Raw genomic sequence first — 14983 nt, forward strand, 5'->3', positions numbered from 1 at the left:
TACTCCTTGTTTATTTCGAGGCCTCTTGATGTGCTACTTTGATTCCACAGGTATCGCTTTTGGAAATTTCCATGTACCATCGAGAATCTCCTTTCGCGGTCGGTACATGCGGACGATGTAGTTCCAGCCGGGCGCAACAGGGAGGAAGTTGTCCTGCCCGGGGTCGCCACCAAAGTGGATGGTGACACTTCCGTCCTCATCCTTCTTCGAGGTGACACTGTTGTAGGAATAGGCGTCGTGTTCGTTGACGATGAACATGCCTTTGTCGTCGTAGACGGTCACCGACCAGAAGCCGTCTACCGGTACGTCCTTAACGGTCATGATGTAGGGGGTATTGCCATCATTCTTTTCAGGAACGCCGGCAGTATAGGTGGAGTCCTGATTCGGCAACCCACCCCAACCGTAGGCGGCGCAGAGCAGCCAGTAGATCGGGTCGAGTTCTTCCTTTCGGCCAAAACAGGTCCCGGTGGGGGGCAAGGCGGCCGCGACGACATTGATCTTCTCCCGCATCGCCTCGACTTCCTCCTTCTTCCAGCCGGGATACTCGAACTTGCCCTTATCCGCCTGCTTTACGATGATGGCGTCCTGCAGGGCATGAGCCGCCTTCACATCTTTCTCGTTGTTGGGATCGAGAAAGGTCCGGACCAGAAGAAGCGCGTATCGGGTACCGACTGTCTTTTCATCGAGGACGACCTCTTTCGGGCCGTATTCCGCCCAGATAGAATGATCCTGGCTGACGATCATCAACGACTGGTAGCGGTCTCCGGGGTCAGGAAGGGTAATGGTCAGCGGCGAGGTCACGTCGAATACCGACCAGGAATAGAGCGTGTCCCGGTTGGGACGGACCGTGTCCTTGCTGGTGACATCGTAGGCTTCTCTCACATGAGCGAACTTCCCGAAAGCGTCCATATTCTCGACATAGGTTCGCATCTGCAGGTCGGTCTCCGCGCGAACGTAGTTCTGAATCGTCACTTTGGGAGAGTCGGCGGCCAACACGCAGAAACAGGGAACGATCGCCATTGCGAAGGTCATCCATATGGCGATCAAACTCTTTCTTATCATCGTCATCATACTCCTTGTCCTCATCCTCTTTGGTTGATCGTATTTTCTCACATGACACTATTTAGTAATTTTTGGTCACCTGTAATGCATACGCACACCAGGCCATGTATTAGTCAGGCTGCAGACAGTTTCCGACATCCCCCGAAATAGTTTCTGGATTGGTACTAATTTAGATTGTCGTCTTTATAATATTTTGTTCCCTTGGCTGTGAGTTCCAACGCCAGGCCATCATCAGTCAGTTGGTAAAGCCATACGCCGGGTGAAATAGACAAGGCGCCGGCAAAGGCACCGCCCTCACCGCTTGCCTGGGCCGCAACGGTAGCCTGACCGCCAAACTCCCAACCTGAGCTGATAAACCTGTCAAAATCACTCTTATATTCAAATACCCAGATCAGCCTGAATTTTTTTATCCCCATTCCAAGCCCGGCTTGTACTTCGATCATTTTCATGTAGGTGTTTTGCCCGGTCGCGTTGTCTACCGCTAAACCTTTACCTGTGCCACCACCTGCAAATAAGATTTTCAGTCCGAAATTATTGAACACTGCATAGCCGGCAGCTTTTGTTATAGCATTCTTGGTGGAAGGATGGATTCTGTATAAACGCTCAAGCGTATCATTTGCCATTTTCTGAATGTCTGATCTTTGCTGTTCAACCTGTTTGTTAGTCACCGCCTGCAAAGGCGCTACGGTTATGGTGAAACTTAAAAACGACAAGAGAACAGCAACGATTCCTGGTACGAATAATCTGCGCACATTCATTAGAGTATCTCCTCCATACTGAGTTTGCTCATTCAGCTCTTAAGATGCCTATTAATTCAACATCTCAGCCTTGGGTGGGGCCCAGTTTCTCATCTTCTCCATGTCGGGCACATAGACCCGAAGGATAATGTCAAGATTTTCATCTTTGCGATTAATGGGCAGCCAGTTCTCCACAGGTACGTTTTCAGGTTTTTCCGCTGCAACATATATTTCGATACCGCCCTCTTTGTTCAACTTCATACCGCCGTTTTCCCCAACGCTATACTTTTTCCGGTCATTGGGAATGAAAAATCCGTTTGCACTATCATAAAGAGTGAGTGACCAGAAAGCCTTGGCGGGAGGCAGGTCGTCTTTTGCCATGCGAATGATATAATCGTGCTGTGCATTCATGGGTTGACCGTCACTGGTGGTCACTGGAGGGTACATTGCTTCTGTGGCCGGCAGCCCGATCGGGCCGACAACGGATTGCATAACCAGCACGTCCAGCGAAATATTGCCTTTGAGCTTGAACATGCTCATGCCGCTCTTTGCTGTTTCTGCAGGATCCATAGCACGGGCAAATTCAACTTTCCTGAGCTTCTCGGCAATGGTTCTGATTTTTTTTGCGTCAATACTGGCTATTGTATCAGCATTAAATATTTTTCCGGGTTCAACACCTAATGGTTTAAGTTCTGCAAGTAATGCCTGATCCAGTTCATTATTTGGGTCAAAAGTGGTGTGGTTAACCACAAACTGCATGACATTCAGGAAATTGTTTTCATACACATCAAGGTCAGTCTTACCGACCTCAGGAAATGTTACATCATTGATTTCTTTCGCTGGCTTTCCAAGGAACTCAGATAAGGTAATAAGCTTGATGGATTGCATCTGTCCGACAATTTTTTCAAATCGGGCTTTATCCGTTGCGTGAGGCATCACCCTGAATACTGCTGAAACAAAATCCCCTGTCATTTCAAAGACTCGGTCAACACCTTCCACCGGACTTCCATCATAGTCTTCGGTGCGTGCTGTATAAAACATGACCTTCTCGGGTTTTTTGAAATCACCTTTTGTAACTGATAGCGGGACGTTGACATAATGATCATAACCAGTGACCATTAACGATACATAACTTGAATCAAACGCAGGCATCTCTATAATGACCGGGTCTTTGCGCAGATCGAGCATGCAGGATATATAGAGTGAATCATTATTGGGACGGGCAATTTCCGTCATCGTATGGTCTTTGAGTTTGGTGTCGACGGCAACAGTATTCCATCCTCCCTGAGTGAGGGCGAATTTGTTATTGACGTTGTACATGGCGATGTACTGGTATGAACGTTTTACGATGTTCATGAGTTGTTCGTCACTCAGATCCACGGAAATGTTTTTGGCGGCCGCAAGTGTTGTTCCAATTACACACGCAGTCAGCAAGACCGTTAAGGTCATTCCTACAAGTGTTCTGTTCATGGCGCCATCTCCTTTTCATCTTTCCTTGTTGGTTGGTGTGTCAATCACTATGCGGTAGACCAGAGAGCATGAAAAACTGATCTACACAAGTACCCGAGCACCTCGCCAATAGTTGATGAAGACTCCTGCATGATGCCGGAATAGTCACCCCGATGTTTACGAGCTCAGTGATCAAAATCGTTATAAGCGATGTCTTTCGCGGCGGCCCTGGAATGTGGTCGACTACCCAAATCCGGTCTCGTTAAGCATGACGATCAGAATGTAGAGGCCGTCCTCCTGCAAATGCAGACCTCAACCTATTTTAGCTCCTTGATAGAATTCAGAATAGCATCAATAGTATTAATAGTATCACAGGCCTCGACAGCAGCCTTATCAGTACCTGCCTTGCTAACACAGTCAGTATATTTTTTGGTCAGGGTAATGCGGGCCTCACTGGTTGCGCCCTCTTCCTTTTTTTGCATCTTAGCGCTGTTTGAAGCACAACCAGCAAAGAAAACCATTAGACCTATAGCTGCCATCAGATGACATGTACGTTTCATTTTCACCACTTTTCTGTAGTGTTATTAATCAAATAGAGAACTTATTGAATAATGCCTCCTACCCATAATCTTTGTTTATTGCAGAACAACATCACGGTAAAACACCTACCCATTCACTCATATCTTCAAATGTATCTAAAATTTCCATGAAAGCCCTAAGACGATGCCGTCCTGCGAGACATCATAGAGATAATCGTCATCGTCATAGTCGACATCGAGATACCGGTAGCCAATCGTGGTTGCAATAGTGTCTGTCCACTGGTAGCCGAGATTAATATTTCCATCCCAGATTAAGTCGGAACCGGCTCCAAACCCGCCAATAATAAAAAAACCGTTGAGAAAAAACTTTGAAGTGCCGAGCATGGTTCTGCCTTTTAGACCGATGATGGGGTCTATCCAACCCTCCCTGTTATCGATCGCGTACCTGCCGAGAGGTCCACCGCTCAGGGACAATTCTGAATCCACCGACCAGTACCTGAGTCCTGCCAGACCATCAAGAAAGGCATTATCTATCTCAAGAAAACGGTAGAATCCAACCGCCGACACAATCCAGGTTTTAGTTCGAGAAGTAAGCGTGGTGAAATACTGACCGGGAATCGGAGCATCCCCTTCAATATCGCTATAGGCCAGATCTATATTAAAGCCAAATGAACCTTTTCGTGCTTCGCCGACCATTAGCAGAGCACCGTTGATATTGCCGAGTATGTCATCTGAAAAGCTTATGTCGATGTCTGCCGGCGGTAGTCCGGGAAGTGTCGCTATCGTTCCCTTTTGTCCGGCAAGCCAGGCATAGGGAGCAATATTAAATTTCCAGGAATCTTCCCCGTTCGAAGCAAAAATCTCTGAAGGAGATAGCGTACACAAAAATAACAGACTGCAAAGAACTGATACAACAACTCCATGGCAATTAGATTTCATGTCACAACCTTTTAGCAGATATTTATTCTCACGAACGGCCATGTCCTTACGATAACGCCCATTGCCCCTACTTTTGAAAAACACGGAGTATCTATTTTTCAGCACGTCCTTTTCGTCTTTCACCAGTCGCTACTTGGGCAGCACGAAATTGGCCTGGAAACGAAAGCGGAAGCCTTCTGCACCGCTATCGGGCGAATCCAGCCAGTAGCCAACGCCAGCCTGCAGGCTGACCGGCAGTTTGCCAATTTTAACAAGCTTGGAGACCGCCGCATTCACTGGTACTGCCCACTGCTCAGTTTCCCAATTATAGGTTGTTTCAGATTGCATGGATAGAGTCCAGGCGCTGGGCCAGGTGTAGGCAACGAACGGCTGCATGAAGCTGTTGCTTATATCAGGCCGATCGGAATCACCGGCAAAGGACCAGACATGATTCACGAGAAAGCCTAGTGTCCACGGTCCATGCATCGTAACGGCCACGCCGCTTGGTCCGGCACCCCATTTTTTGCCGCCAAGTTCGGGTTCTGTTGCCGTCGGCATCAAAAAAACTGCACCGAGACCCCATATGAGCCCTCCGGGCCCGGGACTTTTCGGTGATGCAAAGAGCGACAGGTTAAGATCACCGAGGCCGAATTGAGATCCCGAGTTCAGAAAGATATCTTCCTGATAGGTGACCGGCAGGATTGTTCGGGTAATCATATTCCACTCATCATTCATGGCAAATGGAATGACAGGCTGGATGTTGGTCTGCAGTTTGCTGCCTTCATCTTGCAGGCCGATATCCTGATCATAATTCATCTGGATGGGCAACGTGATGAGATCGGCGATCGGATTGGACAATTCCTGGGCTAGATCGGCATCACTCGCCAGAAGCGACTGGGTGAGCAATAAAAAGACCGCACCCGTCATCATTGGGAAAAAATATTTTTCTCGCATAATTACTATGGTTGTCCTCACTGTTTTTTTGAAATGTATTATACGAACAAGAGTACTCGTCTCTGTCTCCCTCGATCATACTGAACACAAAAAAAGTGTATCTATTCAAACACCTCGGCCCCTTTATCGTCGATATGGGAGGCGTAATGTAATCCGTCCTGCTGTCGAACCAGGCCCCTTACATATTGTCCCTTCTTGTCGTACAGCATGATACCAGCATTGCCGTCCCTAAAGCCGAGACCGATCTGTTGCACCTCTTTGCTGTCTGAAATGAGCAGGCCGTATCCCACCTTCTGGTCGCCTCCCATAGCCAAAATTTTCGAACCTTTAGTATCGACCAGCGCAATACCTGGCATACCATCATCCATGCCCAACCCTATTCGGGGTCTGCCCTCTGCATCCGACACCATAATGCCGTTCCCCTTGCCGTCGGCGGGTACACCAATTCCCAGGACGCGATTGCCTGTGCTGTTGTAAATACTGATGCCGATACCTTCCTCTTTGCTTGAACCAATCGTGATAAGCTGGTTGCCCGAACCATCCCGAATGGTCAACCCTTCGGCTGATATCTGGCCGAACTGTGCATCATGCAAGCCGCTCTTTGCACCCAAGAGAAACAAAGGCACAAACAACAGGCTGAGCATGATCACACAACGTTTCAGTAGTTTGTTGTGTTTTTCAATCCTATCAAGGCGCACCTGAAGCGCTGTTATTTCCCGAACTGAAGATTGCATTGTGGTTCTCCTATATATTTTTTAAAAATCTCAGTAAACGGCTTAATAACCGTAGCCTCGCCTTCGTGCCCTCTCATCATTAAGCAGTGCACCTCCGAGAGCACCTGCACCTGCACCGATCAATGTGGATTTAGTATCTCTTCCGATTGCCTGACCGGCTACCGCGCCGACTGCACCCCCACGCACTGCGCCATGCTGAGCCGGAGTTGCATACGGTGAGCAGCCGACACCCATGAAAAGCATTGATACAAGCAAACTTGCCAAAAGTATTTGCGAACAGATAATCTTCATGCCAGTCTCCTGTTTACAGATTGTCCGAATTTGAGATACAGGCCAGCCCGTTAGGTGGTAGACCGCCCCTGCCCCTTTACATTCCGATAACTTTTGCAACTACATCCTGCTATTTATCTGATTGAGAAAATGAAACGTCTTTCTGATATTTTTAGAAAATTCCAACCCTTAGACGTTGTATTTGGAGCCTACATTTACCGTGTTCAAGATCGTGGCACGCTTGAGATTATACCGCAGCCATACAACTGATATCGAAGCCTCACTTCGTTCGCTTATCTGCGAGCATTATTTTTGGAAATTCCGAAGAGTTTGACAGGTAAGCAAGCAAAGCGAGACTCCGCAGAAAGCCATTGTCGGACAGCCTCCTAGTCAACACGACTCCGAAATTGAAGCACTTCAACACATTATCTATTGTCTTTGCAGGGAGTCTGGAAAAACCCTTTATCATTCAAGCATCTCACAATTTCTTCACTTTTTCCAGAGAAGCGTTTTACGAACTGAAAAATGTTGGGATGGATCACCAGCATAGTCACCCTCCTGTTTACACACTTGGCCATTAAGAGATTCTTTGAAAAAAATGGTACTATGCAGAAGTTGCGTGTTCAGTTGAAAATCGACGTTTCGCTTAACGGCAAATGTTCTATATTTATACAGATTCTCAAACATCATTTCATCTCTTTGAGGGTATGTCAAGGTCGGCTAAAGAGCAAAACATGCCAGATCCAGATGCATATTTTCTGACTATGAGGGTTGGTATGTCGCGCAACCACCAATGATGCAACAAAATGTTAGGCGTCGAGGTGACGATATGTCTTCATCAGTACCCGATCCGGCAGCAATTTCTGAAAAAATCGCCTGTTCCACGTTTCATGCAACCAGGGTGCAGCGTGAATTTTTCTGGCAGGATTAATCTTGACAGTTGATATGGGGAATACGGAATATCAGTATCTGTTATCTGTCATGTTCTCAAATTGTTTCAGCTTTCTATAAAGGGTGGCTATCCCTATACCAAGATTTTTTGCCGCTTGTGCCTTATTGCCGTGTGTGGTCTCGAGAACTTTGAGGATATGTTCCCACTCAACGGCGGCGAGAGTCCTGGAGGCAGTATTTTCATGAAAAGGGGCCGGTCTCTGTAACTCTTCGGGGAGGTCGTCCAGTTCAATACGGTTAGATGACGCGAGTGCAAGTGCATACTCCACGCTGTTTCTCAGCTCACGAACGTTTCCCGGCCAGCTGTAGACCATCATCTGTTTTATCGCCGCAGGGCTGAAGGTGACAGAATCGCGGCCTGTGTGTTGCACAATGCTTTCGGTAAAATGGTTTGCGAGGGCCAGGATGTCTTCCGTTCGCTCACGCATAGGCGGAATTTTTAATTCGATTACTCTGAGCCGATAGTAAAGATCTTGTCTGAACCGGCCATTTTCAACCTCTATTGCAAGATTTTTATTTGTTGCGGAGAGTATACGCACATCGATCGGTCGTGATTTTGAGTCACCTATACGTCGTACTTCACGTTCCTGGAGAACCCGTAATAGCTTGACCTGCATGGGGTAAGGCAGATCCCCGACTTCGTCGAGGAAAAGAGTTCCGCCGTTAGCAGCTTCAAACAGACCAATCCTGTCAGAGACGGCGTCCGTGAATGCCCCTTTGATGTATCCGAAAAGCTCACTTTCTAGGAGAGACTCAGTAAGTGCACCACAATTGACAGCGATAAACGGACGATTGCCGCGGTCGCTGTTGTCATGAATGAGTCTGGCGAATTTTTCCTTACCGACTCCGCTTTCTCCGCTGATAACGATGGTGGAGTCGACCCTGGCAATTCGTTTGGCGAGATCTATTGTTTTACGCATGGCAGTACTACGTGCTGAGAGCTTCTCGTACACGACTTCTTCGTCTACTATTGCGATCTGTCTCTTTCTTACCGTGAGTTGCTTCTCGAGGTTTTTAAGCTGCTGGTTGAGTTCCGGCAAGAGGGAATCAATTGCTTCCGGTTTGAAATAATTCAGCTTATCCTGATACTCCGATTCCCATTGCTCCTTGGGTCTGCCGACAAGACGGCACACCTCGTCCCCTTTTGCCGCACACTCCATTTCTATAAAATAGATATCCTGCCCGGTACGGTTTGAAACATAACCCGATGCAAAAGCAGCCATGGTCCAGCAAACCGGTTCTTCCGGGACACCGTGATGCAGGAGATATTGCTCCGCTTCATATGAATCTTTCCAGGTGGATTTTATTATAATATGGCCGTTTTCATCAGTATCCCTAGCGAGGGAAAGGTGCGTGAGCTGGCCGTGCAGAGTATGCAGTCGCGGTCCGGTGGAACTGTCTTTGTGCAAAAGATCGGGCCAGTCTTTCCTCAGACTTTCTGCTGTACGCCATCCGTGTGCATAGCCGAAACGGGAGAATATCGTTCTCGCGGCCTCTGTGCCTATTGAATCGACAAGCTCCTTCTGCAGTAAGCCAAGTGCCATTGCGTCCAGGAGCACGACCCGCTGGTTCAGTAACCTGATGATGCCGCTTTCAGGTGAAGTTTCGAGAAGATCTTTCAGGTAGAGGTCGTTCGCTTTCATGTCTGCTCCTTATCAAAATGATAATCCTATCTATCAAAATGATATGGTTTGTCAAGAGGGATAGATGAAATCCTCCGAAATTTAGCGACATATAACAGTGGCATGAAATGTGCTTAATCAGCGCATCGTTTATCTGATTAATGTGAGAAAGCGATACCGTATCCATCATTACACAGAGGAGTGTTTTGGCTGGCAGACGTTATTGAATCGATGAAAAAGGAGAAAAAGGAATGAGCAAAGGCACTTCACAAGATGAAACAGCAGTAGATCAATACACTGCAAATGTACTCCAAAACGGTATCTCGCGTCGACGCTTTCTGTCTTGCACGGCGTTGGGGGCCGCGGGTATCGGTATCATGGGGCTTACCGGCCTTGCAGGGAAGAATGCTGAAGCGGCACAGGTAGACCAGTGTACCGAGTTCGCCAAGAGTTCTGATGGTGGCGCGACACTAAATTTCATGCCGAAGCCTCAGCCAATTGCAGACAAAGACATCGCCTCAACGAAGACTTTTGATGTAATCGTTGTCGGTGCTGGTGCTTCAGGAGTTCCAGCCGCCCTTTCTGCCGCGGAAAATGGCGCTAAGGTAGCAGTAATCCAGAAACACCCTATGCCTGTTTCGCAGGGGAATACCGGTTCTGGTATTGTCCTGGAGAAGAGCGACAAGGCTGGCGTCGAGGCATTGGTTGCAAAACTCATGAATGATAATAATCATCGTTGTAACCCTGCCCTTCTCAGGCAATGGGCTTACAACTCCGGTGAGGCAGTAAAATGGGTCGTTGACCGTGCCCAAAAAGGTGGTTCACCGGTCGTCGATCAGGGCAGTAAACCGCAGTTTGCCATTCGCAAGGTCAATGGCTATACGCTGAATTATGTGACCTCATATTTTGGACCTAAGCCGTATACCGCAGGTGACGGTATGCGCGCCCTGGCCAAAACTGCTGCGAAGGCTGGAGTAGAATTCTTCTTCAATATGCCAGCTTCCCAACTGGTTCAGGGCAAATCGGGCGAAGTCATCGGTGTTATCGCCAAGGGCCGGGACGGCAAGTATACGAAGTTCATGGCAAAGAAGGGAGTTATTCTGGCTACAGGTGATTACCAGAACAACGAGGCAATGTGTAACTACTTCATTCCCGATTTGAAACACTTTGGCCGCAAGCAGATGGATCGGACCGGTGATGGTTTCGCCATGGCCTATTGGGCTGGTGGTGTTATTGAGCCTATCGGTCACACCAAGATGTTACATGATTTTGATGCAGGCCCTGCCTCAATGTGCGATATGCCTTTTTTGGCCGTAAATCGTGAAGGCAAGCGATTCGTCAATGAGACAGTCGCGATGTCGCTTTTTAATAACTATCTGCGTGACGCCAAAAACGCCGGACACTATTCACAGGTTTTCGATGCAGATTATATGACACGGGCAGCAGACTGGCCGGGTAAACTGATATCGCCTGAAGGGCTGAAAAATTATATGCCTGATGATCCGTCGCCTAAGCATGGGGTATACGAATCGCAAACTAATACACATGTCGCTGACACCCTCGAAGAACTAGCTAAGAAACTTGAGTGCGATCCGGCAACCTTTGTGGCGAGTGTCAAACGTTATAATGAGCTTTGCGCCTCCGGCAAAGATGACGACTTCGGTAAACCTGCCAACCGCCTGGTTCCAGTCGAAAAAGCACCATTCTATGGTATTCACCGCAGAGTGCGTGTTTCAACACTCTGCTCTGGTATGTTAGTCAACGAGAATCATCAGGCCTTAAATGCTGATGGCGCGCCTATCAAAGGTTTGTATGTGATCGGTAATCTCGGCGGTGGCTTCTACGGTGGTGTCGATTATCCGCTCACAGTCTTCGGACTGTCACTGGGAAGATGCTACACCTTTGGCTATATGGCTGGAAAGCATGTAGCGAAGCTGTAGGCAAATATTACGAACAATGGAAAGGTTAAGACTGTTCCTGTAAAATATTTATGATTGGAGAAATAATGAATAACACTACTCTGCATACGTTCGTGTTTGCCATTGCATGTACTATCTTCCTGGGTGGTATTTTTGCAAACGGCGTTTATGCGACAAGTGCTGCAAAAAAAGAGGTCGTTGCATTGGATCAGTTCCATGCCGGCATGGATGTTACATGCGCAGATTGTCATGGGGACGAGAACCAAAGAAAAGCAGTACCAATGGCAAAGTGTCTGGAGTGTCATGATACGACTGAATTAGCTGAAAAGACAGCGAATATTACACCGACCAATCCTCACAAAAATCGCCATTACGGCACCGAGGCCGATTGTAATCTCTGCCATCAGCAGCATTCGAAGTCGGAAAACTTCTGTCTTCCTTGTCATGCTAGATTTGATTTTGTCGTCCCTTAAGCAATATGGTGTTCCGGTGGTAGGAACGTGGTTTGCTGCCTGATGCGACAAAATAATCGGCATGCGCCAATCCCCGATCTCTCAGTCAGGTGGTGGGCCCATCTGCAGATTAACAAAGCCACCGGTATTGCCGGTGGCTTTGTCATTTGAATCCAATAAACTGGTTAGGGAAAATAGTGAATCAAGTGAGCAAAGGAAGCCTCTGTAGAATGGCTTTTCAATTCCTACAGCGTTATCTGTAAATAAATGGTCATTCTCGGACGGCCTCCGAGGAACCTGTCACTTTATGCGATAATCTACTTGGCAGTCTCAAATACTGTATAGTCAACATGCATCGAGAACCTCTCTCACTTTAACAGCTATTTCTCTTTTAGAAAAAGGTTTGGATATATAAAAAACGCCGTCTTCCAATATGCCTTGATGGGCAATGACATCAGCCGTATAACCGGACATGAAAAGGATTTGGATATCCGGATAAATGCTTTGGATGTGCCTGGATAATTCTAAACCATTCATTTTAGGCATAACAACATCTGTTATTAAAAGAGCGATCTCTTCGATTTGATTTTGGGTCAATAGGATAGCCTCATCTGGACTGGTGGTAGACAGTACATTATATCCCAGTGTCTCGAGTATTTTTTTCACAATTTGCATAATCGAATCATCGTCTTCGACCAGTAATATTGTCTCGTTTCGACCTAACGGAATCTCTACATTATTGTCCATGTGAGCTTCAACAGTTTGGCCTTCATACCGGGGTAGATAAATCCTGAATGTTGTCCCTTTCTTTGGTTCACTGTAGACGTTTATGAATCCGTTATTCTGTTTGACAACGCCATATACAGTAGACAACCCAAGCCCGGTGCCCTCGCCAAGATCTTTGGTAGTGAAAAACGGTTCAAAAATATTTTCCAGGATATCAGGCTCTATTCCACTGCCATTGTCACTGACAGCAAGCAACACATAATCACCAGGAACAAAGCCAGCATGATCATCGCAATAGTCCTGATTAAAGGTGACATTTTGGGTTTCAACAGTAACCTTTCCCACGTCGGCTATAGCGTCGCGAGCGTTAACGCAAAGATTAGCCATGATTTGATCAAGCTGAGATGGATCAAGTTTGACCGGCCAAATTTCTGATCCCGGCAACCATTTCAGATCGATGTTTTCCCCGATAAGTCGCCGAAACATATTCAGCATATTATTGATGCTATTGTTCAGGTCAAGCACTTTGGGAGCTATAGTTTGTCGGCGAGCAAAAGCCAGTAATTGTCGCGTGATATCTGCCGACCGATTTGCCGCTGTTAAAATTGCTTCAAGATTTTTTCGTAGTGGGTCTTTCGGCTTTATTTGTTCAAGAGCCAATTCAGAATAGCCGATAATGATACTGGACAGATTGTTATAGTCATGCGCTACGCCGCCCGCTAATCGGCCAATAGATTCCATTTTTTGAGCTTGATGTAATTGTTCCTCAAGTATTTTCAATTCACTTATGTCAGTCCCTATTTGGAGTCTTACGATGCGACCATCAGTCCACTCAATAGCTCGATCATGATTTATATAGAATTTTCCTGTTATAGGATTCTTGTCTTGCCAGATAACTACATCTGTAGGTTTACCGTTTTCATCTATTAATTTATCATTGCTACAAATTGAACAAGGGCCGGTCTCTCCCCTGAAAACTTCCCAGCAGATTTTATTTGTCAGATCCTGTCCAAAACTTTCTTTCATGTGCTCATTCATAAACAGAATCTCATAACTATTCATATCTGCCACATATATGTTCGCATCAACACTATCCAAAACTGTAAGAAATCTCTTATGTGATTCTAAAAGCGATTGCTCTGCCAGCTTGCGGTCGGTAACATCGGTAACAATTGCTTCTAACGCGATCGGCACCCCATGCTCATTGCGGATTAACAAGTTTCTTTGGTACAACCATTTAACCTCACCTGATTTATGTATAATTTGATACTCATAAGATAATGGAGCATCTCCATTTAAAAGCCTGGCCCACTGCTCTTTAAAATAGTTTCTCCAATCAGGGTGGATCAATCCCTTTATTAATATGGGGGAACGATAAAACTCATCCGGTGTATATCCCAAAAGATCAATAGATGCAGGATTGACATATTCATAGTGCCCCTCAGGCAGAGTCATCCGGTAGATCATATCCTGGGCATTTTCTGTCAATCGTCTGTATTTTTCTTCACTTTTTTGCAGTGAACCGATCAACTCCCGTAGTTGACCAGCCATGTCATTGAATGATTGAGCCAAATGGCCCAGTTCATCACGGCTGGTGATCGGCACCTGGACCGTCAAATCACCAATGGCAATTTTACGGGCGATGTCGGTCATGTTGATAATAGGCTGTGTGAGTTGACGAGCAACCACTATCGCAACGGCCATCACTACGATGCCAATGACTGAGACCAACCATAGCGTACTATTAATCTGTTTTCCGACCGGCTTAAGGAAAGCCTCTCGGGGCTGGACCACAATTACCCGCCAATTGGTTTGCTCAAGCGAGGCTGAAGCGGCTTGAACTGGTTGATTTGAACCTGGCGCCAAGGGGGCGGTGAACGTCGCTGAGCCTGTATTTGATTGCAATGCTTTCTCAAAACCGGGCAAATTGACAATCAGGTTGTCCTGAGAAATTTGGGGAATTTGGCCTGCAGATTGCAGTTTATCGAGTAGTGAATCACTTAATCGGCGGATGGTCTTGAATGCCATATCCTGGTTATTTGAGTGGGCCAGTATGAGGTGATTTTGATCTAATAGTAAACCAAAGGAATCAGGACCGGCCAATCCAGAAGTGTTGGCAATCATGTCTTGCAGAAAGGCGACATTCAATTGAATGCGCAGCACTCCCACCACCTCACCTGCAACATTGAATATCGGCCCGCTGACATAAAAGAATGCCTGCCGGGTAACTTTGGAAGAAAAGAGAACTGGTGAAATGTAGGGGGTACCAGTCTGAAGGGGCTCCCGGAAATAAATTTCCTGGGATTCATCCCTGCCCATACTCCACGAGTGGGTATCCAAAACATTGATACCGGCAGCATCCAACACGGCATAGGGCGTCGACATGAAGAAATTTTTTCGGCTCAGAGTGCGTAAAATCGTTGAGACAAGGGCCTCTTCATGGCTACCTGGACGCTTTTCAGGTGTCAATTTCAAATATTGAGCAAAAGGTTTTAACTGGCCGGCGGCCTGAATTTCCAGCAGGTTTTCGAGCAGAAGCTGATCGATTCGGCTGGCGGTCTGTTCAGATGCTATGGTTAAGGTTTGATTGGCAACGTCCGTGAGGTTCTGGGTGACGCTCCGGTTGTTCAACAACGCCAGGATGATCAAC

General features: G+C 46.9%; 12 protein-coding genes. 2 read left to right on the plus strand and 10 right to left on the minus strand.

All coding sequences use genetic code 11. The features are described from left to right. Nucleotides 1-33: 33 nt before the first annotated feature. The 9 genes from FCL46_RS15230 to FCL46_RS15270 all read right to left on the minus strand — a co-directional run bounded on the left by FCL46_RS15230 (nucleotide 34) and on the right by FCL46_RS15270 (nucleotide 9257). The gene (locus FCL46_RS15230; protein WP_217909442.1) at nucleotides 34-1062 is read right to left on the minus strand and encodes a DUF1214 domain-containing protein; all 1029 of its coding nucleotides are present in this window, start codon (nucleotides 1060-1062) and stop codon (nucleotides 34-36) included. A 164-nt stretch (nucleotides 1063-1226) separates the two neighbouring features. Then, the gene (locus tag FCL46_RS15235; RefSeq protein ID WP_217909443.1) at nucleotides 1227-1820 is read right to left on the minus strand and encodes a lipid-binding SYLF domain-containing protein; all 594 of its coding nucleotides are present in this window, start codon (nucleotides 1818-1820) and stop codon (nucleotides 1227-1229) included. Between the two features lie 51 nt (nucleotides 1821-1871). Next, complete coding sequence (locus tag FCL46_RS15240; protein WP_217909444.1) at nucleotides 1872-3269, minus strand: DUF1214 domain-containing protein; 1398 nt, start codon at nucleotides 3267-3269, stop codon at nucleotides 1872-1874. 296 nt (nucleotides 3270-3565) lie between these two features. Beyond that, on the minus strand, nucleotides 3566-3808 hold the full coding sequence (locus FCL46_RS15245) for a hypothetical protein (RefSeq protein ID WP_136806761.1): 243 nt from the start codon (nucleotides 3806-3808) through the stop codon (nucleotides 3566-3568). A gap of 135 nt (nucleotides 3809-3943) precedes the next feature. Further along, nucleotides 3944-4849 (minus strand): hypothetical protein, encoded by a 906-nt coding sequence (locus FCL46_RS15250; protein WP_136806760.1) that lies wholly within the window; start codon nucleotides 4847-4849, stop codon nucleotides 3944-3946. Nucleotides 4850-4855: 6 nt separating this feature from the next. Next, nucleotides 4856-5659 carry a hypothetical protein gene (locus FCL46_RS15255; RefSeq protein ID WP_217909445.1) on the minus strand — a complete coding sequence of 268 codons (804 nt, stop codon included), beginning with the start codon at nucleotides 5657-5659 and terminating at the stop codon, nucleotides 4856-4858. A 101-nt stretch (nucleotides 5660-5760) separates the two neighbouring features. Further along, nucleotides 5761-6393 (minus strand): hypothetical protein, encoded by a 633-nt coding sequence (locus FCL46_RS15260; protein WP_136806759.1) that lies wholly within the window; start codon nucleotides 6391-6393, stop codon nucleotides 5761-5763. A 42-nt stretch (nucleotides 6394-6435) separates the two neighbouring features. Continuing rightward, nucleotides 6436-6684 carry a YMGG-like glycine zipper-containing protein gene (locus tag FCL46_RS15265; protein WP_217909446.1) on the minus strand — a complete coding sequence of 83 codons (249 nt, stop codon included), beginning with the start codon at nucleotides 6682-6684 and terminating at the stop codon, nucleotides 6436-6438. Between the two features lie 941 nt (nucleotides 6685-7625). Continuing rightward, entirely contained in the window at nucleotides 7626-9257 is a 1632-nt protein-coding gene (locus FCL46_RS15270; protein WP_136806758.1) for a sigma-54-dependent Fis family transcriptional regulator, read from the minus strand. A gap of 230 nt (nucleotides 9258-9487) precedes the next feature. On the opposite strand from FCL46_RS15270, the gene FCL46_RS15275 reads away from it, so the two are divergent. Both FCL46_RS15275 and FCL46_RS15280 read left to right on the plus strand, forming a co-directional pair. After that, entirely contained in the window at nucleotides 9488-11176 is a 1689-nt protein-coding gene (locus tag FCL46_RS15275) for an FAD-dependent oxidoreductase (RefSeq protein WP_136806757.1), read from the plus strand. Nucleotides 11177-11241: 65 nt separating this feature from the next. Continuing rightward, nucleotides 11242-11628: a cytochrome c3 family protein gene (locus FCL46_RS15280; RefSeq protein ID WP_136806756.1), complete on the plus strand. Its 387-nt coding sequence runs from the start codon at nucleotides 11242-11244 to the stop codon at nucleotides 11626-11628. Nucleotides 11629-11952: 324 nt separating this feature from the next. On the opposite strand, the gene FCL46_RS15285 is transcribed toward FCL46_RS15280, so the two are convergent. After that, on the minus strand, nucleotides 11953-14982 hold the full coding sequence (locus FCL46_RS15285; protein WP_167505835.1) for an ATP-binding protein: 3030 nt from the start codon (nucleotides 14980-14982) through the stop codon (nucleotides 11953-11955). Nucleotide 14983: the final 1 nt, after the last annotated feature.

The sequence above is a fragment of the Desulfosediminicola flagellatus genome, from assembly GCF_005116655.2.
Lineage (GTDB): Bacteria > Desulfobacterota > Desulfobulbia > Desulfobulbales > Desulfocapsaceae > Desulfopila > Desulfopila flagellata.

Bases quoted from the DNA above. Each gene is read 5' to 3' on its own strand.
- FCL46_RS15265 (WP_217909446.1), bottom strand. From the start codon at position 6,684: ATGAAGATTATCTGTTCGCAAATACTTTTGGCAAGTTTGCTTGTATCA.
- FCL46_RS15240 (WP_217909444.1), bottom strand. From the start codon at position 3,269: ATGAACAGAACACTTGTAGGAATGACCTTAACGGTCTTGCTGACTGCG.
- FCL46_RS15270 (WP_136806758.1), bottom strand. From the start codon at position 9,257: ATGAAAGCGAACGACCTCTACCTGAAAGATCTTCTCGAAACTTCACCT.
- FCL46_RS15245 (WP_136806761.1), bottom strand. From the start codon at position 3,808: ATGAAACGTACATGTCATCTGATGGCAGCTATAGGTCTAATGGTTTTC.
- FCL46_RS15235 (WP_217909443.1), bottom strand. From the start codon at position 1,820: ATGAATGTGCGCAGATTATTCGTACCAGGAATCGTTGCTGTTCTCTTG.
- FCL46_RS15255 (WP_217909445.1), bottom strand. From the start codon at position 5,659: ATGCGAGAAAAATATTTTTTCCCAATGATGACGGGTGCGGTCTTTTTA.
- FCL46_RS15230 (WP_217909442.1), bottom strand. From the start codon at position 1,062: ATGATAAGAAAGAGTTTGATCGCCATATGGATGACCTTCGCAATGGCG.
- FCL46_RS15275 (WP_136806757.1), top strand. From the start codon at position 9,488: ATGAGCAAAGGCACTTCACAAGATGAAACAGCAGTAGATCAATACACT.
- FCL46_RS15260 (WP_136806759.1), bottom strand. From the start codon at position 6,393: ATGCAATCTTCAGTTCGGGAAATAACAGCGCTTCAGGTGCGCCTTGAT.
- FCL46_RS15280 (WP_136806756.1), top strand. From the start codon at position 11,242: ATGAATAACACTACTCTGCATACGTTCGTGTTTGCCATTGCATGTACT.